General features: G+C 69.7%; 18 protein-coding genes. 10 read left to right on the top strand and 8 right to left on the bottom strand.

The features are described 5' to 3' along the window. Positions 1-141: 141 nt before the first annotated feature. Positions 142-1320, top strand: coding sequence for a pentapeptide repeat-containing protein (locus tag ACGGCP_RS18080; RefSeq protein WP_392967518.1), 1179 nt, complete (start codon positions 142-144; stop codon positions 1318-1320). A gap of 178 nt (positions 1321-1498) precedes the next feature. On the opposite strand, the gene ACGGCP_RS18075 is transcribed toward ACGGCP_RS18080, so the two are convergent. The 5 genes from ACGGCP_RS18075 to ACGGCP_RS18055 form a co-directional block, all read right to left on the bottom strand. Then, positions 1499-1888, bottom strand: coding sequence for a VOC family protein (locus ACGGCP_RS18075; protein ID WP_392967516.1), 390 nt, complete (start codon positions 1886-1888; stop codon positions 1499-1501). 53 nt (positions 1889-1941) lie between these two features. Further along, a complete protein-coding gene (locus ACGGCP_RS18070) occupies positions 1942-2583 on the bottom strand; it encodes a hypothetical protein (RefSeq protein ID WP_392967514.1) in 642 nt (213 codons plus the stop codon). A 123-nt stretch (positions 2584-2706) separates the two neighbouring features. Next, a complete protein-coding gene (locus ACGGCP_RS18065) occupies positions 2707-3861 on the bottom strand; it encodes a hypothetical protein (protein ID WP_392967512.1) in 1155 nt (384 codons plus the stop codon). 86 nt (positions 3862-3947) lie between these two features. After that, complete coding sequence (locus ACGGCP_RS18060; RefSeq protein ID WP_392967510.1) at positions 3948-5741, bottom strand: ABC transporter ATP-binding protein; 1794 nt, start codon at positions 5739-5741, stop codon at positions 3948-3950. 8 nt (positions 5742-5749) lie between these two features. Beyond that, a complete protein-coding gene (locus ACGGCP_RS18055) occupies positions 5750-7591 on the bottom strand; it encodes an ABC transporter ATP-binding protein (protein WP_392967508.1) in 1842 nt (613 codons plus the stop codon). A 135-nt stretch (positions 7592-7726) separates the two neighbouring features. On the opposite strand from ACGGCP_RS18055, the gene ACGGCP_RS18050 reads away from it, so the two are divergent. From ACGGCP_RS18050 to ACGGCP_RS18030, 5 genes are all read left to right on the top strand, one after another. After that, positions 7727-9511 (top strand): ABC-F family ATP-binding cassette domain-containing protein, encoded by a 1785-nt coding sequence (locus tag ACGGCP_RS18050; RefSeq protein WP_392967506.1) that lies wholly within the window; start codon positions 7727-7729, stop codon positions 9509-9511. A gap of 333 nt (positions 9512-9844) precedes the next feature. After that, positions 9845-11395, top strand: a complete 1551-nt coding sequence (locus ACGGCP_RS18045) for a S8 family serine peptidase (RefSeq protein WP_392967504.1) — start codon at positions 9845-9847, stop codon at positions 11393-11395. Between the two features lie 221 nt (positions 11396-11616). Next, the gene (locus ACGGCP_RS18040; RefSeq protein ID WP_392967502.1) at positions 11617-12792 is read left to right on the top strand and encodes a S8 family peptidase; all 1176 of its coding nucleotides are present in this window, start codon (positions 11617-11619) and stop codon (positions 12790-12792) included. 307 nt (positions 12793-13099) lie between these two features. Then, a complete protein-coding gene (locus tag ACGGCP_RS18035) occupies positions 13100-14335 on the top strand; it encodes a S8 family serine peptidase (RefSeq protein ID WP_392967500.1) in 1236 nt (411 codons plus the stop codon). A 530-nt stretch (positions 14336-14865) separates the two neighbouring features. Then, complete coding sequence (locus tag ACGGCP_RS18030) at positions 14866-15243, top strand: lactococcin 972 family bacteriocin (protein ID WP_392967498.1); 378 nt, start codon at positions 14866-14868, stop codon at positions 15241-15243. Between the two features lie 49 nt (positions 15244-15292). Here ACGGCP_RS18030 and ACGGCP_RS18025 read toward each other — a convergent pair whose 3' ends face one another. Then, positions 15293-15898 (bottom strand): TetR/AcrR family transcriptional regulator, encoded by a 606-nt coding sequence (locus ACGGCP_RS18025; RefSeq protein WP_392967496.1) that lies wholly within the window; start codon positions 15896-15898, stop codon positions 15293-15295. Between the two features lie 89 nt (positions 15899-15987). Between ACGGCP_RS18025 and ACGGCP_RS18020 the strand changes: the two genes are divergently transcribed. Further along, positions 15988-17364, top strand: a complete 1377-nt coding sequence (locus ACGGCP_RS18020; protein WP_392967494.1) for an MFS transporter — start codon at positions 15988-15990, stop codon at positions 17362-17364. A gap of 103 nt (positions 17365-17467) precedes the next feature. Then, positions 17468-18196 carry a hypothetical protein gene (locus ACGGCP_RS18015; RefSeq protein WP_392967492.1) on the top strand — a complete coding sequence of 243 codons (729 nt, stop codon included), beginning with the start codon at positions 17468-17470 and terminating at the stop codon, positions 18194-18196. A 166-nt stretch (positions 18197-18362) separates the two neighbouring features. Here ACGGCP_RS18015 and ACGGCP_RS18010 read toward each other — a convergent pair whose 3' ends face one another. Next, a complete protein-coding gene (locus ACGGCP_RS18010; protein ID WP_392967490.1) occupies positions 18363-18707 on the bottom strand; it encodes a hypothetical protein in 345 nt (114 codons plus the stop codon). Continuing rightward, on the bottom strand, positions 18700-19026 hold the full coding sequence (locus ACGGCP_RS18005) for a hypothetical protein (RefSeq protein ID WP_392967488.1): 327 nt from the start codon (positions 19024-19026) through the stop codon (positions 18700-18702). Before ACGGCP_RS18005 ends, ACGGCP_RS18010 begins: the two co-directional genes overlap by 8 nt. A gap of 331 nt (positions 19027-19357) precedes the next feature. Here ACGGCP_RS18005 and ACGGCP_RS18000 point away from each other — a divergent pair, with 331 nt between their 5' ends. Both ACGGCP_RS18000 and ACGGCP_RS17995 read left to right on the top strand, forming a co-directional pair. Further along, positions 19358-20194: a Scr1 family TA system antitoxin-like transcriptional regulator gene (locus ACGGCP_RS18000; protein ID WP_392967486.1), complete on the top strand. Its 837-nt coding sequence runs from the start codon at positions 19358-19360 to the stop codon at positions 20192-20194. Beyond that, positions 20178-20420, top strand: coding sequence for a DUF397 domain-containing protein (locus ACGGCP_RS17995; RefSeq protein WP_392967484.1), 243 nt, complete (start codon positions 20178-20180; stop codon positions 20418-20420). The genes ACGGCP_RS18000 and ACGGCP_RS17995 overlap by 17 nt, the downstream gene beginning before the upstream one ends. Positions 20421-20429: the final 9 nt, after the last annotated feature.

The raw sequence follows: 20429 nt of genomic DNA, 5'->3' as shown, positions 1-20429 counted from the left end.
CGAGTCTCATGCCATTACCGACGCCTGGCCTCACTCCCGCGCGGGACCGGCCTCCCCCACCCGGGTGACCGCCGCGGTACGAAGCCGGACAGCTCGATCACGAGGGCCGCTGTGCGGCAGGAACTCTGATACAACAAGTCCATGGCCGACCCCCTCGCCCGCATCCGTGCTGCCCTCAGCGCGTTGACACACCGCCCTCGCAAGATGCGCCACGCCCCGCGCCGAACGGTGCCGCTGCCGGTACATGTGCTGATCATGGTGCTCGCCGCGCTCAGTGTGTTGGCGGTCCTGCTCTGGCTGCTCACCGACGACCGAACCTCCCCGCTCAGCGCCGTGCCCACCGACCAGACGATTCTGGAGGTCATCCGGCTGGCCTTCTACGCGGTGGCCGGAATCGGCGGCGTGATCGCCTTGACCGTCGCCTACCGGAAGCAACGCCTCAGCGAAGCCGAGGTGGCACGCGAGGACGCGAAGCTCTTCAACGAGCGCTTCGCCGCAGCGGCCGAACAGCTCTCCTCTGAACGCACCGCCAACCGACTCGCCGGGGTCTACGCCATGGCGGCGCTCGCCGACGAATGGGATACAGGACGGCAGACTTGCGTCAACGTCCTGTGCGCGTATCTGCGAATGCCGTATGAGCCGCCTGTCGAAAGCGCAGCGAAGGATGCCGACCAGTACCGCGCCGCTGTGGAAGAGCGATTGGTCAGGCATGCGGTCACCGATGTCATCCGAGAGCGCGTCCGGGCGCCGCTCGTGCGGGGAAAGACCTGGCACACGTGCGACTTCGTGTTCGACGGCGCCACGCTCGACAGCGCCGACTTCAGCAAGGCGTCGTTCCTGGGCCGGGTCTCGTTCTTCAATGCCCGCTTCCCGACCGGAGCCGTCAACTTCTCGGGCGCTTACTTCCGCGGCGACTTGAACTTCCGCCAGGCAACGGTTTCGGGCGGCATACTCTCCTTCACCCTTGCCGACTTCGGGGGATCGGCGATGTTCGCGGAAATCGAGGTTACGGGCGGTCGCGTGGACTTCCAGAAGGCCCGGTTCCCGACTTTCTCCACCTGGTTCTTCAGGTCGAAGTTCTCCGGCGGCACCGTCGATTTCGACGGGGCGTACTTCCAAGGCCATCAAAACGCAATACAACCTGACCTGCGCTTCACCGACGCCGAGTTCAGCGGCGCGGCGGTGTCATTCCGGCAGGTCACCGTCTCTGACGGTGCCCTCGACTTCACGGGAGTCAAGAGCTGGACGCACCCGCCGATCTGCAGCCTCCACCACCAGAGCGACAAGCCGGGCCTGCTGCTCCCAGAGAACACAGCCTGAACGCAGAGCAGGTGTGGAGGCCGCCGGTCGCGAAGACGTGGGCGATCTGGGTCCGGACGAAGCCGGGCGCGCTGGCAGGCCAAGTGCCGTGGAGGCCGTCGCCCGGGCTGCACGGGTCGGCCATTTCAGCGTGCTGAGCGTGCGTCCCGCCTCGTGATGTCGGCGGCGGCGCCCGGTCTCAATCGGTCGGTTTCGCCTGCTTCTCGAACCAGCACAGGCAGAACGGGTGTCCGGCGGGATCGGCGTAGACCTGGAAGCCCTCGGGGGTCTCAAGGTCGGCGGCGGCCTGAAGCACCTTCGCGCCGAGCGACATCACCGTCTCGTTCGCTGACGCGAAGTCGGGGACCCAGAGGTCGAGGTGGATCTGCTGCGGCGGCTCGCCGTCGGGCCAGTCGGGCGGGACGTGGTCCGGCGCGAGCTGGACGCCGATGCGCGGCGCGCCGTCGACCATGACCGTGTACCAGTCGTCTTCGGCGTCAACCGAACCGCCGAGGACGCCGGCCCAGAAGCCGCTCTCGGCGGACAGGTCGGCGGCGTCGAACACGACCACTTGGTGCGTGATGTCCATCAATCGATCGTGCCAGAATGATCCGGCTCGGGGAACCCGTTCCAGGGTTCGCCTCATCGGCGGCCGATCCCGGTCATCCGCAGGAGATCCGACGGGAGCCACGGATAGTCCGCGCAGGTCTCCCGGGGGTGCAGCACCGCGCGGAAGTACCAGAGCACGATCATCGGCCCCACCGGCGGCGCGACGAGGAGCATCAGCCACGGCTGCCCGCCCCCGAACGCCAGGAGCGCCACGAACACGAGGATGAGCGGCGGCGCGGCCGTGCTCGACACGCAGACGGCGAGACCGGGCCGGTGCAGGCCGCGCCAGACGCGGACGCAGACGACCGCGCCGAACAGGAGCACCGCGGCGAGGAACGCCATGACCGCGCCGACGACGATCATCGTCGCATCCGGGCCGTCGACGCCCATCCCGACCATCACGCCACCGAACAGCAAGCTGCCCAACGACATCAGCGCCGACCCGAACACCGGCACCGCCGCCAGGACGAACGCGATCTGCGTGGGACCCTGCAGGTCCCGCACCCTGACCCGATGCGGGCACTCCCCGGGCGCGACGACCAGACGCGAAGGGGCCCGGAATTCGGCCGCACGCCGCCCGCGGATCCACCCCGCGTCCTCACCGGCATCCGGCGGCGCCGCTTCGACGGTGATCAGCGGATCCGGACGGGCCGCTTCGAGGGGATCGCGATCCATTGCGGGGCTTTCAAGAACGAGGGCGAAGCCCGGATATCGAGGCCGGGAGTGCCCACATCCTAACGCCGCGTCGCGACCCGTGCGGGTCCGCGAAACCGCCCGCCGCGAGCCGGATCCGACCGCTCACGTCTGCAGCATCTTCTGCAGGAACGGCGGCGGCCCTTCCAGTGTCCTGCACTCGGAACGGGGCGGGAAACGGACCAGAGCGAAGCCCGCCGAGACCGCCCAGTAGGCCGCCAACGGCGCCACCGCCAGCGCCGAGGGCTCGTCCAAGACGACCGCCGCCCAGACGCTCAGGCAGATGACCAGGCCGTACCCGCAGAACGCGGCCACGAACAGCAGCACCGGCGCCCGGTGGTACCGCCTCGATCGCTCGCCCAGCTCGAGGACACCGGCGAGGGTGACGAGCGCCAGTGCAAGAACCGAGAATGCGTGAGCCAAGTCCGTTCCGGGCCCGGACAGGTCCACATCCGGACGCGGGTTCAGCACGAACACCAGCCATATGACCGCGCCGATGTACAGGTACAGCAGGACCGTGTTCGCGATCGCCATCGCCTGGTAACGGCGGTGCAGGTCGCCGAACCTGATGCGGTGCGGGCAGTCCCGGGCGCTGAACCGCTCCGCCACGGGCATCGCCGCGAACGACCCCGGGTCATGCCGCAGCAGCGCCCGGATCGCGGGAGCGTGCCCGGGGTGGGCTTGGCAGGTGTCGCGGCCGTAGAGCCTCGACCGGAACCAGAACAGCTGCCAGACGACGACCGCGAACGGCAACGCGAACAGCGGCGCGATCCGGATCTCGGCGAGCGCGACGATCGCTCCCATCGCGGCCAGGAACACCAGGAACCCGACGGCGGCGAACGGGATCGCCGCCTCACCGGGACGATGCAGCCGCCTCCAGGACCTGGTCAACGCCGCTGCCCCGAACGACTGCAGCACCGACCCGCACACCAGCAGCAGGCCGATGAGCGCGAGACGCAGATCGTCGTCGCCGAAGCCGACGACCGCCAGCCCCAGACCGACGAGGAGACCGAAGACGATCACCGCCCAGCTCAGCCCGACAACAGCCACACCACCGACGGCCGCCATGCGGCCCTTCGCGTTCAGGTCGGCGAACCGCAACCAGTGCGGGCACCGGTGGTATTCCGGCCCGGTCGGGACCGGCTCGGCCCAGCCCGAGTCCGGCGCATCGGGATCGGCCTCGACGGTGATCTGCGGGTCGACCGGGAACAGCTCAGCGGAGCGGCCGGAGAACGGGGGTTCGAGGGATTCGTATTCCATTGCGGGGCTTTCGATCCGGCAAGAGGCGAGGTCCCGGCCGTGCTCGGCGGGGACCTCGCGAATTGTAGGGAACGGACCAGGCCCGGTCAGCGGTAGGCGGCGCTCTGCAGGGAGTACAGCTCCGCGTAAGCGCCCCGGCGGGCCATCAGCTCGTCGTGCGTTCCGGACTCGGCGACCCGGCCCTCCTCCAGGACGATGATGAGGTCGGCCATCGACACCGTCGAGAAGCGGTGCGAGACAAGCACGGTCACCGTCCCGCGCTGGCGGCCCGCGTGGACCTCCTCGGCGAAGCGCTCGAAGAGGGCGTGCTCGGTCTGCGGGTCGAGGGCGGCCGTGGGTTCGTCGAAGAGGACGAGGAGCGGGTCCTTGCGCATGCGGCCGCGGCCGATCGCGAGTTTCTGCCACTGGCCGCCGGAGAGGTCGGTGCCGTCGTCCCAGCGGGCGCCGAGGCGGGTGTCGAGCCCGGCGGGGAGGTCGTCGAGGACGTCGTCGGCTCCGGCGCGTTCCATCGCGGCGCGGACGCGGTCGTCGTCGTAGCCGCCGCCGAGGTCGCCGATGCCGACGGTCTCGCGGGCGGTGAACTCGAACCGGGTGAAGTCCTGGAACGTCGCGCCGATGCGCTCACGCCACGCGTCCACATCGAAATCGGTCAGGGCGTGGTCGTCGATGTTGATCCGGCCGGAGGTCGGCTGGTAGAAACCGGACAGGAGCTTGACGAGGGTGGTCTTGCCCGCGCCGTTCTCGCCGACGAGCGCGACGACTTTCCCGGCGGGGAGGTGGAGGTGGATGTCGTCGAGGGACTTGCGTTCGGACTCCGGGTAGGAGAAGGAGACGCCGTCGAGGGTGATCCCTTCGGTGAGGCGCGCGGGCACGGGGGCGGGCTCGGCCGGGCCGCCCGACTTCGCGGCGTACTCGCGCAGCCAGGTGATGCGCTCACCGAGCCGTGCGGTGCGCGTGAGCATCATGGACCCGAACGCGACGTTCGCGGCGGCCCCGGCGACCATGCCGATGAGGCCGACGAGGAGGACGACGTCGCCCGCCGTCGCCTGGCCGCGGACGGCGAGGAAGAGGACGACGCCGATCCCGGCGGCCATGCCGAGCGCGGAGATGAGGCCCTCGACCATGGCGAGGCGCCCGGCCCGCCACTGGCCCTTGTTGCGTTCGGCGACAACGGTCTCGCCGACCTCGTGGTGGCGGGCGGCGACCGCCGCGGCGGACCCGAAGATGCGCAGTTCCTTGCCCGACTCGGAGAGGGTCGCGACCTCGAAGAGGTGGCGGCGCTTGCGTTCGGGCTCGGCGGTCGCGGCGTACACGTCGTCGACGATCGTCCCGGCCTTGTTGGAGACCGCCATGGCGACCAGCGCGAGCAGCGGGAAGACGAGCAGCAGCGGGTGGACCTGGAGGAGCAGCGCGCCGCCGACGAGGATGGTGACGACCGCGCGCAGCCACTGGACGAGCTGGTTGACGCCGCCGGAGAGGAGCCAGCTGTCCTCGCGGATGCGCTGGACCTCGTCGAGGTACTCGGGCCGCTCGTGGTGGTCGAGGCCGGGCGGGGTGCCCATGAGGACCATGAGCTCCCGGTCCCCGGCGCGGGCGGTGTGGTCGAGGACGAGGAACACGAACTTGACGTAGACGAAGACGACGGTCCAGATGAGGGCGACGCTGAGGGCGAGCCCGGCGGCGGCGAGCCAGGCGGCCCGGGCGTCGCCCTGCTGGACGGCGTCGATGACGAGCTTGGTGAGGTACACGCCCGCCGGCATCAGGACCGCTTGCGCGACACCGAGGAGCTGGAGGGAGACGATGGCCTTGGGGTTGGCCCGGTAGCCGACGGCGAGGCCGGTCTTCAAGCCGCGCAGGCGTTTCAGGATCTTCTCGGTCACTGGGGTTCCTAGGAGGTGCGGGCGAGGCGGTTGGCCTGCAGGGTGAAGGCTTCGGCGTAGCGTCCGCCGAGGTCCATGAGCTCTGGGTGGGAGCCGTCCTCGACGACCTTGCCGCCGTCGAGGACGACGATGCGGTCGGCGCGGCGCACCGTCGAGAAGCGGTGCGAGATGACGATGGTGGTGAGTCCGGCGGTGATGTCGAGGAACTGCTCGTAGAGCTCGGCTTCGGCGCGCACGTCGAGCGCGGCGGCGGGCTCGTCGAGGATGAGGATCTTCGCGCCCGCCTGGACGGCGAAGAGCGCGCGGGCCAGGGCGATCCGCTGCCACTGGCCGCCGGAGAGGTCGGTGCCGCCGTCGTACTCGCTCGACAGGACCGTGTCGAGTCCATTGGGGAGCGATTCGACGAGTTCGCGGATGCCCATGGGCTCGCAGGCCTTCCAGATCCTTTCGGTGTCGCCTGCGAGGTGCGGGGCGCCGAGGACGATGTTCTCGCGCACCGTGAGCTGGTAGCGCGTGAAGTCCTGGAAGAGCGCGGAGAGGCGGGTGCGCCAGACGGCCGGGTCGACCCCGGCGAGGTCGGTGCCGTCGGCGGTGATCCGGCCGCCGGTGGGCGCGTATAGCCCGGCGAGGAGCTTGACGAGGCTGGTCTTGCCCGCCCCGTTGTGGCCGACGACCGCGAGGGACGTGCCCGCCCGGATCTCGAGGTCGAGGCCTTCGATGACGGGCCGGTCCGATCCGGGGTAGGCGAAGGCGACCTGCTCGAACCTCACGGACTGCGCGGGTGCGGCGTCGGGGAGGGCGGCGGTGACCGGGCGCTCCTCGACGGCGAGGTCCGATTCGAGGGCGAGGACCTTGGGCACCGGCAGCGCGCCGAGCGCGAGGAACGCGGCCTTGTCGTCGAACGCGGAGAAGTTGAACATCGAGGTCAGGGCGACGAGGTAGACCGAGAGGGCGGCGAAGCCGACGGCCCCGTCGATCCCGGCCTGCGCGAGCGGGATCGCGGTGGCGGCGGTGAGGACGAGGAGGCCGCCGATGACGGCGACGGCGACGCGGCCGCTGAGGCGCTGGTAGCGGCCGGAGTAGGCCATGCGCTCGGTCCACTGACGGTCGTAGCGGTCGAGGAGCCAGCCGAGGAGGCCCCAGACGCGGATCTCCTTGGCGGGCTCGGCGTTCATGGCGAGGTCGCGCAGGTACTCGCTCTCGCGCATCTCGGTGGAGCGCAGGTAGGTGGTCTTGCCGATGCGCGTGTACTCGTTCTGCATGGCGATGAAGATGGCGGGCCAGGCGACGAGCCAGGCGAGGCCGACCCAGATGTTGAAGGTGCACAGCACGATCGAGGCCCCGGCGGCGGCGAGGAACTCGGGGCCGATGGTGGCGAGGCCCTGGACGGCGCGCTCGGGGCGGATGAAGTCGGCGCCGAGCTGGCGGGTCACGCGCAGGAGCGCGAGGATCCCGGCGTCCTCGAGGTGCGCGATCCCGGCGGGGCGGGCGACGGCGGCGACGAGGCGGTCCTGGAGGAGCAGTTCGAGTTCGCGGCCGAGGTTGTGGGCGACGGCGCGGTGGAGGATCTCGACCAGGCGTCCCAGGAGCATCGCGGCGACGCCCGCGCCGAGCAGGAGGTACGCGTACCGGGCCTCGGGCGAGCCGGGCCCGGCCTGGGCGGCGGCCGGGACGGCGCCGATGAGCAGGCCCGTGGAGACGGTCATCGCCAGCGGGAGGGCGGCGACGAGGACGGTGGTCGCGGCGAAGAGGGCGGTGCGCGGGCGGCTGATCTGCGGCAGCAGCCGTACGACGGCGAGCACGGCCCGGCCCGCCTCGAAACGCGGTGGCTTGACATTCGGGGGTGTCATGCGAATCCATTCATGATGTCAATATGACGTTTGCATGACACCATAACGGAAGCCGTGAGCGTTCACCATCCCCGGTTCCACACTGCGAGCAAGCGCTTCGGCCCCATCGCGCGAGCGCGGGTAGTGTTGTCCCTCGTGTCAGCGCCCAATCTCGTCAACCTCGAAACCGTCTCCAAGGCCTACCCCGACCAGGTGGTCCTCGACGCGGTCTCCCTCGGCATCGCCGCAGGCCAGCGCGTCGGCGTCGTCGGCCGCAACGGCGACGGGAAGTCGACGCTGCTCAAGCTCATCGCCCGCGCCGACGAGCCCGACTCGGGCCGCGTCGTGCACACCGGCGGCACCCGCATCGCCGTGCTCGGCCAGACCGACAGCCTCCGGGACGACGCCACCGTGCGCGCCGAGCTGTTCGGCGGCATGGACGCGCACGAGTGGGCCTCCGACCCGCGCGTCCGCGAGATCCTCACCGGCCTCTTCGGCGGCCTCGACGCGCCCGTCCTCCCCGAGGGCCTCGACTCGGTGATCGGCGTGCTCTCTGGCGGCGAGCGCCGCCGCGTCGACCTCGCCCGGGTCCTCTCCGCCGACGCCGACCTGCTGCTGCTCGACGAGCCGACGAACCACCTCGACATCGAGGGCATCGCGTGGCTCGCGGCGTACCTGAACGCGACGCGCGCGGCGATCATCACCGTCACCCACGACCGGTGGTTCCTCGACGAGATCTGCGACCGGATCTGGGACGTGCAGCGCGGCAACGTGTTCGAGTACGACGGCGGCTACTCGGCGTACGTGCTCGCCCGCGCCGAGCGCGAGCGCCAGGCGAACGTGGCCGAGGAGAAGCGCCAGAACCTCATGCGCAAGGAGCTGGCGTGGCTGCGCCGGGGCGCCAAGGCGCGCACCGGGAAGGCGAAGTTCCGCGTCGACGCCGCGAACGAGCTCATCGCGAACGAGCCGCCGCCGCGCGACACCGCGGAGCTGGTGAGCTTCGCGACCGGGCGCCTGGGCAAGACCGTGTTCGAGGCCGAGAACGTCACGGTGCAGGCCGGGGAGCAGACGCTCCTGGAGGGCCTGGACTGGATCCTGGGCCCGGGCAAGCGGGTCGGCCTGCTCGGCGTGAACGGCGCGGGCAAGACCTCGCTGCTGCGCACGCTCGCGAACGCCCTGGACGACGTGCAGCCCGCGAAGGGCCGCGTCAAGGTCGGGCGCACCGTCAAGCTCGCGTGGCTGACGCAGCACATGGAGGACCTGGACGGGTCGTGGCGCGTGCTCGAGGCGATCGAGAACGTCGCGAAGCGGGTCCAGTTGGGCAAGAAGGAGATGTCGGCCGGGCAGCTCGGCGAGCGGCTCGGGTTCGTCGGCGGGCGGCAGCGCACCTTCGTGCGCGACCTGTCGGGCGGGCAGCGGCGGCGGCTGCAGCTGGCGCGGCTGCTCATGGCCGAGCCGAACGTGCTGTTCCTCGACGAGCCGACGAACGACCTCGACATCGAGACGCTGACGCAGCTCGAAGACCTGCTCGACGACTGGGCGGGGACGATGGTCGTGGTCAGCCACGACCGGTACTTCACCGAGCGGGTCTCGGACGAGACGTGGGCGCTGCTGGGCGACCGGCGGCTGCGGCACCTGCCGCGCGGGATCGAGGAGTACCTGGAGCGCCGCGCGGACAAGTCCGCTGCGCCGCAGGCGAAGAGCGGCGGCGCTGCGAACGCGCCGAAGTCGTCGGCGGCCGACGACCGGGCCGTGCAGAAGGAGCTGTCGAAGCTCGAGCGGCGGCTGGCGAAGGTCGAGGAGAAGATCGCGGGGCTGTACGCCGACATGGCCGAGCACGCGACCGACCCGGGGAAGCTCGGGGAGCTGCAGGACCAGGTGACGGCGTTCGAGACCGAGCGCGACGCGATCGAGGAGCGCTGGATGGAGCTCGCCGACTAGGGCCCGTCCCGGGTCGTCGTGCAGGCTCTCGCCAAGGGCCGCTTGGGTTCGCGCGCCGGTGACGGACGGCGCGCGACAGGCCTTCCCGGTCGCGTTTCGATAACGGAGCCGAATAGTCTAGCGGGTCCGAACGCTCCCATACCGGTTGGTAACCGACTCTTCATTCACTGATTTATGGGCCTCTGCCAGGGGGTTCACAATTCACTGTGATTTCCCTAACCTCAGGTTGAAAGCCCGAAAGGACCGGTTCCACCGAACCGCGCCCTACGGGCGGTGCGCCCCCATCGATCCCTTGCGCACCAACCCGTCTGAACCGAGAGGGAGTACCCCCCTATGACCGTCTCGTACCGATCACTTCGCCGCGCCGCGGCCGCGTCCCTCGCGGGCGCGGCCGCGCTCGGCTCGATCACCTTCGGCGGCCTCGCCGCACACGCCGAACCGGCGGCGCAGATCGTCGGCGCCGCTTCCCCCTCCGCCATCGACGGCGAGTACCTCGTCGTCATGGAGGACGGCTCCGCCTACCGCGAGGCCGACGAGATCGCCAGCGACGCAGGCGCTTCCGTCGCCAGCGGCTACGCCGAAGTGGACACCGTCCTCGTCGAGGCCACCGAGGCCGAGGCGCTGGAGATCGCCGCCGCCGACGGCGTGGCGTTCGTCGAGCAGAACGCGGTCGTCTCGATCGACGCCGTGCAGTCCCCCGCGACCTGGGGCCTGGACCGCATCGACCAGTCGAACCTGCCGCTGACCAACAGCTACGAGTACCTCGGCACCGGCTCGGGCGTCCACGCGTACATCGTGGACACCGGCATCAACGCCTCGCACTCCGAGTTCACCGGGCGCGTGGGCGCGGGCTACGACTTCATCCAGAACGACGCGACCCCGCAGGACGGCAACGGGCACGGCACCCACGTCGCGGGCACCGTCGGCGGCACCACCTACGGTGTGGCCAAGCAGGTCACGCTCCACGGCGTGCGCGTCCTCGACAACGCCGGATCGGGCACCACCGCGGGCGTCGTCAACGGCATCAACTGGGTCGCGAGCAACGCGATCAAGCCCGCCGTGGCGAACATGAGCCTCGGCGGCGGCTACTCCGCGTCCCTCAACAACGCGGTCACCGCCGCGGTCAACTCGGGCGTGACCTTCGCGGTCGCGGCGGGCAACGAGGACCAGGACGCCTGCAACGTCTCCCCGGCCTCGGCCCCGGCCGCGATCACCGTGGCCGCCAGCGACAACACCGACACCCGCGCCTACTTCTCCAACTTCGGATCCTGTGTGGACGTCTTCGCGCCGGGCGTGGACATCACCTCCGCGTGGCACTCCTCCAACAGCGCCACGAACACCATCTCGGGCACCTCGATGGCCTCCCCGCACGTCGCCGGGGCCGTCGCGGTCTACCTGGGGCTCAACCCGAACGCCTCCACCAGCGCCGTCGCCTCCTGGGTGACCGGCAACGCCGGCACCGGCAAGATCTCGGACGTCCAGGGCAGCCCGAACCTGCTGCTGTACACCGGGACCGGCGGCGGCACCGACCCCGACCCGAGCGACTGCACCGCCACCAAGTCGACCGCGACAGCGCTTCCCGACCGCGCCACCGTCAACTCGACCCTGGCCCTCACCTGCGACGGCAACGCGCGCAGCAACAGCAGCGTGGCCGTCAACATCACCCACACCTGGCGCGGGGACCTCGCGATCTACCTGATCGCCCCCGACGGCACGAGCTACACGCTGAAGACCTCCTCCAGCGGCGACTCGGCCGACAACGTCATCGCCACCTACCCGGTCAACCTGTCCAGCGAGACCGCAACGGGCACTTGGACACTGCGCGTCGTGGACGCCTACTCCGGGGACACCGGGACGCTCAACTCCTGGACTCTGGAGCTCTGACCCCCCGAACAACTGAATAGCGGGTGACCGCGGGCGGGCCCTCCCCGTCGACCGCTGCACCCGGCGCCGCGACCTGGAGCCGTCGCCGCCGGGAGCCGCGCCAGGGCCCGCACCGCGGCCCCGCGCCCTCCCGAACGTCGGCGCGAGCCGATCCGATCCCCGCACCCATCCCGCATCCCGTCCCGGCCACTGGACCGGCCCGGACCACCCGAAGGGACCCAATGTCCATGTCGCACAAGAAGAGAACTAGCGCGGCCGCCGCCGTCGGCGTCGCCGCCTTCACCGCGCTCGCCTTCACCGCCACCGCCGCCGAGGCGAAACCGGCCATGGGCCAGATCGTCGGCGAGGACGCCGCGGGCGCCATCGCGGGCGAGTACATCGTCGTCCTCGAAGAGGGCACCTCCGTCTCCACCGCCGTCAAGAGCGTCGAAGGCGAGGAGGTCGTCGAGACCTTCGAGGAGATCGACGCGTTCCTCATGGAGTCCAGCGAATCCGAGGCGAAGGAGCTCGCCGCGAAGGACGGCGTGGCCTTCGTCGAGCAGAACGCCGTCGTCTCCATCGACGCCACCCAGACGCCCGCCACTTGGGGCATCGACCGCATCGACCAGCGGAACCTGCCGCTGTCGGGCAGCTACACCTACAACTACACCGGTGAGGGCGTCCACGCCTACATCGTGGACACCGGCATCAACGCCACCCACACCGAGTTCACCGGCCGCGTCGGCAACGGCTACGACTTCGTGTCCAACGACTCGACGCCGCAGGACGGCAACGGCCACGGCACGCACGTCGCCGGGACCATCGGCGGCACGATCTACGGTGTGGCCAAGCAGGTCACGCTCCACGGCGTGCGCGTGCTCAACAACTCCGGCTCCGGCACCACCGCCGGGGTCGTCAACGGCATCAACTGGGTCGCCGCCAACGCCATCAAACCCGCCGTCGCGAACATGAGCCTCGGCGGCGGCTACTCGGCGGCCCTGAACAACGCGGTCGCCAACGCCGTCGCCTCCGGCGTCACCTTCGCGGTGGCTGCGGGCAACGAGAACCAGAACGCCTGCAACGTCTCCCCGGCCTCCACGCCGTCGGCGATCACCGTGGGCGCGACGACCTCGACCGACGCGCGCGCCAGCTACTCCAACTACGGGTCCTGCCTCGACGTGTTCGCGCCGGGCTCGAGCATCACCTCCGCGTGGCGCACGAGCAACACCTCCACGAACACCATCTCCGGCACCTCGATGGCCACCCCGCACGTCGCGGGCGCCGTCGCGCTCTACCTGGACGCCAACCCGGGCGCGTCGACCTCCGCGGTGACCTCGTGGGTCACCGGGAACGCGACCACCGGCAAGGTGACCGGGGCGGGCACCGGCAGCCCGAACCGGCTGCTGTACAGCCTGTAACCGCTGATCCCGGACGGGACCTTGCACTCAGTGAGCGCAAGGTCCCGTTCTGTTTATCCCTTTTAGACCAAGCGCCGCATTTGCTAATTCACTGATCTCCTGACGCACTTCGGGGGGTTTACACAGTTTGTTCTAAGCCTTAGGCTCACCACCAGGGTCTGACGGCCCGTCGCAGAGCCGTGGGGCCCGGACGGGTGAAGCGGACCGGGCGGGAGCCCGGTCCGCGCCGCCCGACCCTCCACCCTCCCCCCCGGGGACGGCCGCCCCCAAGCAGGCGGCTCCCCCGCACAACCGAAGGAGTTCCGTCTTGTCAACGGCAGGAACGAAACGGCGCATCCGAACTACCGTCGCCATCGGCATCGCCGCAGCGGCGGCCGGAGGCTCGCTCGCAGCGGCCTCCGCGTTCGCCAACGCGGCCGAGACCCCGGCACCCGACGCCGCCGACCTCATCATCGGCGCCGACTCCCCCGACGCGATCGCCGGCGAGTACATCGTCGTCATGGAAGACCAGGCCGCCAGCGCCACCAGCGGACTGGACGCGCTCGCCGACGACCTCGGCGTCTCGGTCGACGTCGAGGACACCCTCGGCATCGTCGACGGCTACGTCGCCGAGATGAGCGAGAGCGAAGCCCTCGAACTCGCCGCCGACGACGCTGTCGCCTACGTCGAGCAGAACCAGCGCGCCTACGCCTCCGAGGTGCAGGCCGACCCGCCGTCGTGGGGCCTCGACCGCGTCGACCAGGACGCGCTCCCCCTCGACCAGTCCTATGAGTACACCCAGTCCGGCACGGGAGTCGAGGCGTTCGTGCTCGACACCGGCGTGAACCTCACGCACCAGGAGTTCGAGGGCCGCATCGGCGAAGGCTACGACTTCATCGACGACGACGCCGACCCGAGCGACTGCCACGGCCACGGCACGCACGTCGCCGGGACCATCGGCGGCTCGACGTACGGCCTCGCGAAGGACGTCACGATCCGCCCCGTCCGCGTCCTCGACTGCGAGGGCTCCGGCTCCTACGCGGCGATCATCGGCGGTATCGACTGGGTCGCGGCGAACGCCGGCGAGTCGGCCGTCGCCAACATGAGCCTCGGCGGCTCCTTCAGCCAGGCCCTGAACGACGCGATCGCCGCCGCGGTCGAGTCGGGCGTGACCTTCGCGATCGCCGCGGGCAACGAGGGCCAGGACGCGTGCAACGTCTCCCCGGGCTCCGAGCCGAGCGCGATCACCGTGGGCGCCACCGATGAGGACGACGCGGCCGCGTCGTTCTCGAACTTCGGCGAGTGCGTCGACATCCTCGCCCCGGGCGTCGGCATCACCTCCGCGTGGATCGACGCCGATGACGCCGAGAACACCATCTCGGGTACCTCGATGGCCACCCCGCACGTCGCGGGCGTCGCCGCCCTGTTCCTCGAGGCGAACCCGGGTGCGACTCCCGACGAGGTCGCGACCGCCCTCACCGGAGGCGCCCTCCCGGACGTCGTCGCCGACCCCAACGGCAGCCCCAACCTGCTGCTGAACACCGCTTTCCTGGCCAGCGCTTAGGGATGAGGAGATGAAGGGGGCCGGAGCAGCGCGCCGCTCCGGCCCCCTTCGCCGTGCCCTCGGAGTGGTGAGGGCCCGGCGCGGTTCTCGTAGGAGCCGCGGGCGGGTGCACCCGCCCGCGGACTTTCTCTGGCGGCTCGATCGATCCCACTGTGCCGCCTCCTACGAGAACCAGGGGGTAAGTCCTGGGTCGAATGAAGTCGTTTTTGCTATCTACTACAACACTTGCGGTAGTCAAGTGGCAACAGAAACTTTTGCGCCTGTGGATAACTCATGGTTCTGGCGCGTTCCGCCAGGTAGATCGCCTGTGGATAACTTTGGCGGATTCTGTCGGCCCGCTGCACGCTCGTCGAGAGGGTCGCTGCGAGGGCTCCGAGGGTGTCGGCGGCAACGGTTGCACCGGCTCTCTTCGCCGTGTCGGATACCGGACAGAGAGTCGGAAACGCCTGAGGCGCAACAGTTCCAGTGGTGTCATGGATGCGGGAGCCGCTCAAGACTCCCAGCATCTCAACCACCAGGGGGAACGTGCGATGAAGCGCGTGAAGCAAGCGAGCGCGGCGGCCGTCATGGCGGCCGCCCTGCTGTTCGTCGGCACCGGGGCAGCCCAGGCCGGGACCGAGGCCGGTGACGCGGAGGAGAGCCGCGTGATCACCAGAGAGGTCACCGAGGACGACAAGTGCGAGGACGTCGGCGGCGGCACCTGGTGCTACGGCTGGGGTCTCGACAGCAGCGGGCTGAAGAGCTGCTACTCGAACTACTTCCACCCGACGAACCGGCACAGCGCCTGGGCCTCCATCGGCAGCGACCAGAGCCGCGACGTCCAGGACGCCGGGCTGACCGCGCGGGCCTACGCCGTCGCGGGCCACGCCTTCACCTGCAACGTCAAGTACAACCCGGACGCCAGCTAGTCCGCGCGCCCGCGGCCCCGGCAGCCCCGCTGCCGGGGCCGCGGCGCGCTCAGGGGGCGAGGAAGGTTCGGCGGAGGAGGAAGCCCAGGCGGGCGGCGACCCGGTCGGCGTCCCAGCCGCAGTCGTCGGCGAGGGACTCCATCATGTCGGTGGCGATGAGCGCCCAGAACATGTCGACCGCTTCCTCAGTGCCCCACTGCGGGTCGAGCCGTCCGGCACGCTCCAGGCGCTCGACGACGACGCGGCAGTTCTGGCGCTGCCGCTCGGCGACGCCGCGCTGGTAGTCGGCGACCGCGGGGTCGCTGTGCCGGGTGTTCCTGATGGCCCGGTGGACGCCCTTGGCGCGCAGGTTGACCCGGGTCAGGTGCCGGGCCCATTCGTCGAGGACCGCCTCAGGGGTCTCCTGCTCCCAGATGCGCTCGAGCGAGTCGACGAGGCCGAGGTGCTCGACCGCGTAGTCGTGCAGGGCCGGGATCAGGTCGGCCCGCGACCGGAAGTGCAGGTAGATCGCGCGGCGCGAGACGCCGGCGCGGTCGGCGACGGCGTTCATGGTCAGGCCCTCGAACCCCTGCGACTCGACGATCGCGAAGATCGCCTCCAGCAGCGCGGCCCGCGTGCGGCGGCCGCGCGCGTTCTGCGGCTCGGCGGGCGTCATTGTGACCCCCGAGTCAGACCGTTGCAACTTCTCATGGTGTGTAGTTTACTAACTTCACACCTAGTGAAGTTACAGAAGGAACCCTCCCGATGAACGCCGCGCCTGCCACAAGCTCCGCCGTTGCGCCCCAGACGAACCGCTGGTCGATGGTCGTCGCCGCCGGGCTCATCCTCTTCATGGTCAACATCGACGTCTTCACCGTCGCCACCGTCATCCCCGCCATCACCGAGGACTTCCGCGTCTCGCCCGCCGCCGCGCAATGGGCGGTCCTCGGGTTCACCCTCCCCGCGATCGCCCTGGTCATCCCGGCCGGAACCTGGCTCGCGAACGTCGGCCGCCGCCCGGCCCTGCTGCTCTCGGTCGGCGGCTTCGCGGCCCTCGGCGCCGCCGTGGCCCTCGCGCCCGGCATCGGCTGGCTCATCGCAGCCCGCTTCCTCCAGGGCGCCTTCGCGGCGGTCACCTTCGTCCTCCTCCCGCTCATCGCCGCCGAATCCGTCGCCCCGGCCCTGCGCGGCCGCGCCATGGGCCTGGTCTTCGCGATCGGACCGGTCGGCGGCGTCGCCGGACCGGTCCTCGCCGGTCTCCTCGCCGACCAGTTCGGCTGGCGCGCAGCGTTTCTCCTCAACCTCCCCGTAGCGGTCGCGATCCTCGCGATCGCCGCCCGGCAGCCGCGCACCGCCCCGCTCCGCGCCCCCGACCGCAGCGCCCTCCCCCAGACCGCCTACCTCCTCACCGCCGCCGCCGCGACCCTCCTCGCCACGACCCTCGCCGTCGAAGCCGACCCGGTCTGGCTGGCGCTCTCGGCCATCGCGGTCCCACCGGTCATCGCCTGGCTCCGCACCGGCCCGGGACGCGATGTCCGCCAACTCTTCACCGCCGCACGCGCCCCGCTCCTCTCCCTCGCCGCGCAGTCCTCCGTGCAGCTCGTCATCATGCTCATGCTCCCGTTCTTCCTCACCCGCGAACTGCACGCCGACGAAACCCAAGTCGGCCTCCCCGGCATGGTCCTCGCCGCCACCATGGCCGCGACCAGCCTCGCCGCCGGATGGCTCACCGACACCTGGGGCGCCCGCCCCACAGCGGCACTCGGCACGGCCGTGATGACCGCAGGAGCCGCAGCCCTCGCCTTCCTCGATCCTGAGTGGACACTCACTGACATCCTCTGGCGCATAGCGATAGTCGGCATCGGCATCGGCCTCTACGCCAGCGCCCAGACCGCGATGACCCTCGCCGCTACCCCGCCGCATCTCGTCTCGACCGCCTCCGGGACGCTCAGCCTCGTCCGCCAGAGCGCCGTCGCCGCCGCCCCGTCCCTCGCGACCCTCGCCTGGGGCCTCGCGGGCTACTCCCTCACCGGCATGCGCGGCGTCCTCGCAGGCGCCGCCGCGATCGGCCTCCTCGGCTGCCTCGCACTCGCGGCCGCTCGCCGCCCACACCGCGCTCATTCACGCCTCAGCATCCACTGATATGCCCGTTTACCTGCGCGGCCAGTCCCCCGCGACTACCTTCCCTTTCGGACCGTGCATCGCCGGTACCCGGCGCTGCGACCACTCGAACGAGAGGGACGCCATGCGAACGACTCGAACGATCCGCAAACACACCGTGAAATGGACCGGCGGCCTCGCCGCCGCAGGCATGCTCGTCACCCTCGCGGCCTCCGGCCCGGCCACCGCCGCGCCCGACCAGCACGAACCGCCCGAACAGCCGACAAATGCCAAACTCCCCCAAGGCATCCCGATCACCTTCGACCTCATCGAAGGCGAAGGGAAGCTGACCATCGACGGCAAGTCGTACTCCACCGGCCAGATGGAAGGCGCCATGAGCATCGTCCCCGCCGCAGGCGCCTGCCACAGCGGCGACGCCAATGCAGACACCGGTGGCGAGTGCCCGACCGAGCTGCTGGTGGCCGACGTGCACTTCGCTTCCGCCATCGGCCAGAAGACCGGCGGCCTCGGTCAGCTCCGCATGGCGGGCTACGGCTACAGCGACGCCGAGCACGCCCTGGTCGACGCCGGAATCGACCAGACCGGCGACTTCACGACCCGCGCCCACGGACTCTGGATCACCGCTGAACGCGGCCCCGACTCGCAGGCGATCGCCCTCCGCTCGAACAAGCCGGTGGCGCTCGTCCCCGACGAAGACCAGCCGACCACCGAGCACGACGACGCCACCACCTTCCCGCCGCAAGGCACCACGTACGCCCTCGACCACCCGGTCGAACTCGTCGACCCCGAGAACCCTGAAGCGGGCGTGGTCGCCGTCCTCGAAAGCTTCAACGCCATCGCCAGTCACCAATAGCGCCAAAGTCTTCGTCGCGCCCGCTCGTCACGGGCCCGGCGACGACATGAAGCAGGCCGGTCGAGGCTCCACCTGACCTCGACCGGCCTTCTCAATGCTCCGCGATCCTCCCGGGGCAGGTTTGACAGATCGCGGAGCGGTCCATGCGCCGCCTCGCGGGCGGTGGCTACCGCTTCGCGTCGGCGATCTCAGCGCGGGCGCGCTCCAGAATGCCGCCGCACCACGGGTCGTTGTTCCACGCGCCGTTCCACACGACCGCCGCATCCAACGCGTCCGGCTCAACTGCCGCGACGTTGAAGCGGCAGCACTCCCGCGCCCCCACCCCGTCATCGACGTCGATCAGGTAATAGCCCGGCTCGTTCGGGTACACGCTCTGGTCCGGCGGGACCAGGTACACGCTGAACAGCGCTGGGCCCCTGACGAAGTCGCCGATGAAGCCTTCGGCGCACGAGCGACCGTCCGAGCGGAACCGGTGCCCGCCTTCATCCGCCGCGCTGATCGTCTTACCCATCACAGAACCGCACCCCGCTCGGCACTGACGCGATCGGCGTCCGCGCCCGATGGAACACCCGGAACGCCGACTCCTCCACCCAGATCTTCCACGCGGGCTTGAAGGACCGCCAGAACGGACCCCATGTCGCTTTCAGCTCACCGGAATTGATCCCGGACACCAGCAGCACGAGGTCCGCGCCGTCGCCCGTCACCACCTCGAACGAATCCGGCGCGTCGGCGCTCGGCACGCGCACCCGGTAGGACCGGAAGTCGTCATGGAACGACCCCCGTTCCACGGCCGCAACATGGTTCGCGCCGCCTTGGATCGGACTGCTCATCGCCTCTCCTCCACTTTCGGGTATCGCACTTCCGACAGAACGGGCGTCCCGAACCGCCGCCAGCGGGGGGCATACAGCGGCCCTGGACCACCCGAACATCGCGAACCGCAAGCTACGGAACCCGACACCCAAGAATTTAGGTGATGTTTCTGCAGTTCACAAGATGCAAATCGTTGCGGCGCAATGAGACCGTGCAAATTTTGCCGTCGCTTCAGAGCCGTATCTTTTCCACGGTTGTACTCTCACACCGCGATTCTCACAGGAGCCAAATCGGTGTGGACTGTGCGATAGTGAGGGTTCGATTGCAGGATCGCGAACGTGGGGGGCACGTATGGCGAGGACCGAACTCGGCGCCTGGTTCATCCAAATGATGATGAGGAGAGGTCGCCTCAAGCTCGGCCTGACGCAGAGAGAAATCGCAGAGCGAGTGCACATCGCGACCGACACCTACCGTGCCTATGAAGCCGGGCGCAGCTGCCCGACTCCCGCAAGTATCAAGGAGCTTGCGAAAGCCTGCGGCATCAGCGACGAGATCGCCGACTACATGGTGCAAGTTGCGGTCGCCCGCCGGAAGGGCCACGCGATCGAAGCCGGAACCCGATTCAACGCCCTGTTCATTGCACTTGCCGAGGCTCATTACGGCTTCATCTTCAAGTTCGACTCCTCCATGATCCCGGGGCCGCTGCAGCTTCAGGAGTACCACTACATCGTTGTGCGCCTGGCTGAACCACTTGCCACTGAGCAGTTCATCGATGGCGGCTGGGAATTCAAAGATGAACGTCAGCGGGCTATTGAGGCCCGCACCGATCGGCCGACCATACAGTTCCTCATCGGCGAGACCGCGCTCCACCAGCTTCGCGAGATTTCTGAGAACCTATACCAAGATCAGATCGCCCACCTGCGACGATGGGCTCGACGCCCGGGTGTCTTCATCCGAATACTTCGCGGCCCTGTGCCTGCGCAGCGAAGTAACTTCAGCATCTATACCGAGGGTGGCAGCGAGCTTGCGGGCCCTCCCATCGCCTACACCGAGACCATCGACTCCAGCTGGGTGATCGACGGCTCGGTCCGAATCGCGGGTTACGATGACTTCCGCAAGGCCCTTTGGAAAAAGGCGATCCGGATCGAGGTCTACCCAGATGACGACAGGCGTGTCCGATTGGCGTAAGAGCACCCGCAGCGCTGGCGGCAACAACTCAGACTGCGTCGAGGTTCGCCGCGCCTGGCGCAAGAGCACCCGTAGCGGTGGAGGGAACAACACCGACTGCGTCGAGGTCGCGTTCTGCTCTGACGACGACGGCTTCCACCTCCGGGACTCGAAGCTCGACACCGCATCCCCGGTGTTCGACCTGTCCCCCAAGGACTTCAGTGCGCTGATCAGCGCGGCAGGCTGACAAGACACA

Origin of the sequence: Glycomyces sp. NPDC048151 (genome assembly GCF_043202775.1) — a bacterium.
Lineage (GTDB): Bacteria > Actinomycetota > Actinomycetes > Mycobacteriales > Micromonosporaceae > Glycomyces.
The sequence above is the reverse complement of the archived record's forward strand: the minus strand, read 5'-3'. Positions and strand labels throughout refer to the sequence as shown.

Bases quoted from the DNA above. Each gene is read 5' to 3' on its own strand.
- ACGGCP_RS18080 (WP_392967518.1), top strand. From the start codon at position 142: ATGGCCGACCCCCTCGCCCGCATCCGTGCTGCCCTCAGCGCGTTGACA.
- ACGGCP_RS18075 (WP_392967516.1), bottom strand. From the start codon at position 1,888: ATGGACATCACGCACCAAGTGGTCGTGTTCGACGCCGCCGACCTGTCC.
- ACGGCP_RS18070 (WP_392967514.1), bottom strand. From the start codon at position 2,583: ATGGATCGCGATCCCCTCGAAGCGGCCCGTCCGGATCCGCTGATCACC.
- ACGGCP_RS18065 (WP_392967512.1), bottom strand. From the start codon at position 3,861: ATGGAATACGAATCCCTCGAACCCCCGTTCTCCGGCCGCTCCGCTGAG.
- ACGGCP_RS18055 (WP_392967508.1), bottom strand. From the start codon at position 7,591: ATGACACCCCCGAATGTCAAGCCACCGCGTTTCGAGGCGGGCCGGGCC.
- ACGGCP_RS18045 (WP_392967504.1), top strand. From the start codon at position 9,845: ATGACCGTCTCGTACCGATCACTTCGCCGCGCCGCGGCCGCGTCCCTC.
- ACGGCP_RS18040 (WP_392967502.1), top strand. From the start codon at position 11,617: ATGTCCATGTCGCACAAGAAGAGAACTAGCGCGGCCGCCGCCGTCGGC.
- ACGGCP_RS18030 (WP_392967498.1), top strand. From the start codon at position 14,866: ATGAAGCGCGTGAAGCAAGCGAGCGCGGCGGCCGTCATGGCGGCCGCC.
- ACGGCP_RS18025 (WP_392967496.1), bottom strand. From the start codon at position 15,898: ATGACGCCCGCCGAGCCGCAGAACGCGCGCGGCCGCCGCACGCGGGCC.
- ACGGCP_RS18020 (WP_392967494.1), top strand. From the start codon at position 15,988: ATGAACGCCGCGCCTGCCACAAGCTCCGCCGTTGCGCCCCAGACGAAC.
- ACGGCP_RS18015 (WP_392967492.1), top strand. From the start codon at position 17,468: ATGCGAACGACTCGAACGATCCGCAAACACACCGTGAAATGGACCGGC.
- ACGGCP_RS18010 (WP_392967490.1), bottom strand. From the start codon at position 18,707: ATGGGTAAGACGATCAGCGCGGCGGATGAAGGCGGGCACCGGTTCCGC.
- ACGGCP_RS18005 (WP_392967488.1), bottom strand. From the start codon at position 19,026: ATGAGCAGTCCGATCCAAGGCGGCGCGAACCATGTTGCGGCCGTGGAA.
- ACGGCP_RS18000 (WP_392967486.1), top strand. From the start codon at position 19,358: ATGGCGAGGACCGAACTCGGCGCCTGGTTCATCCAAATGATGATGAGG.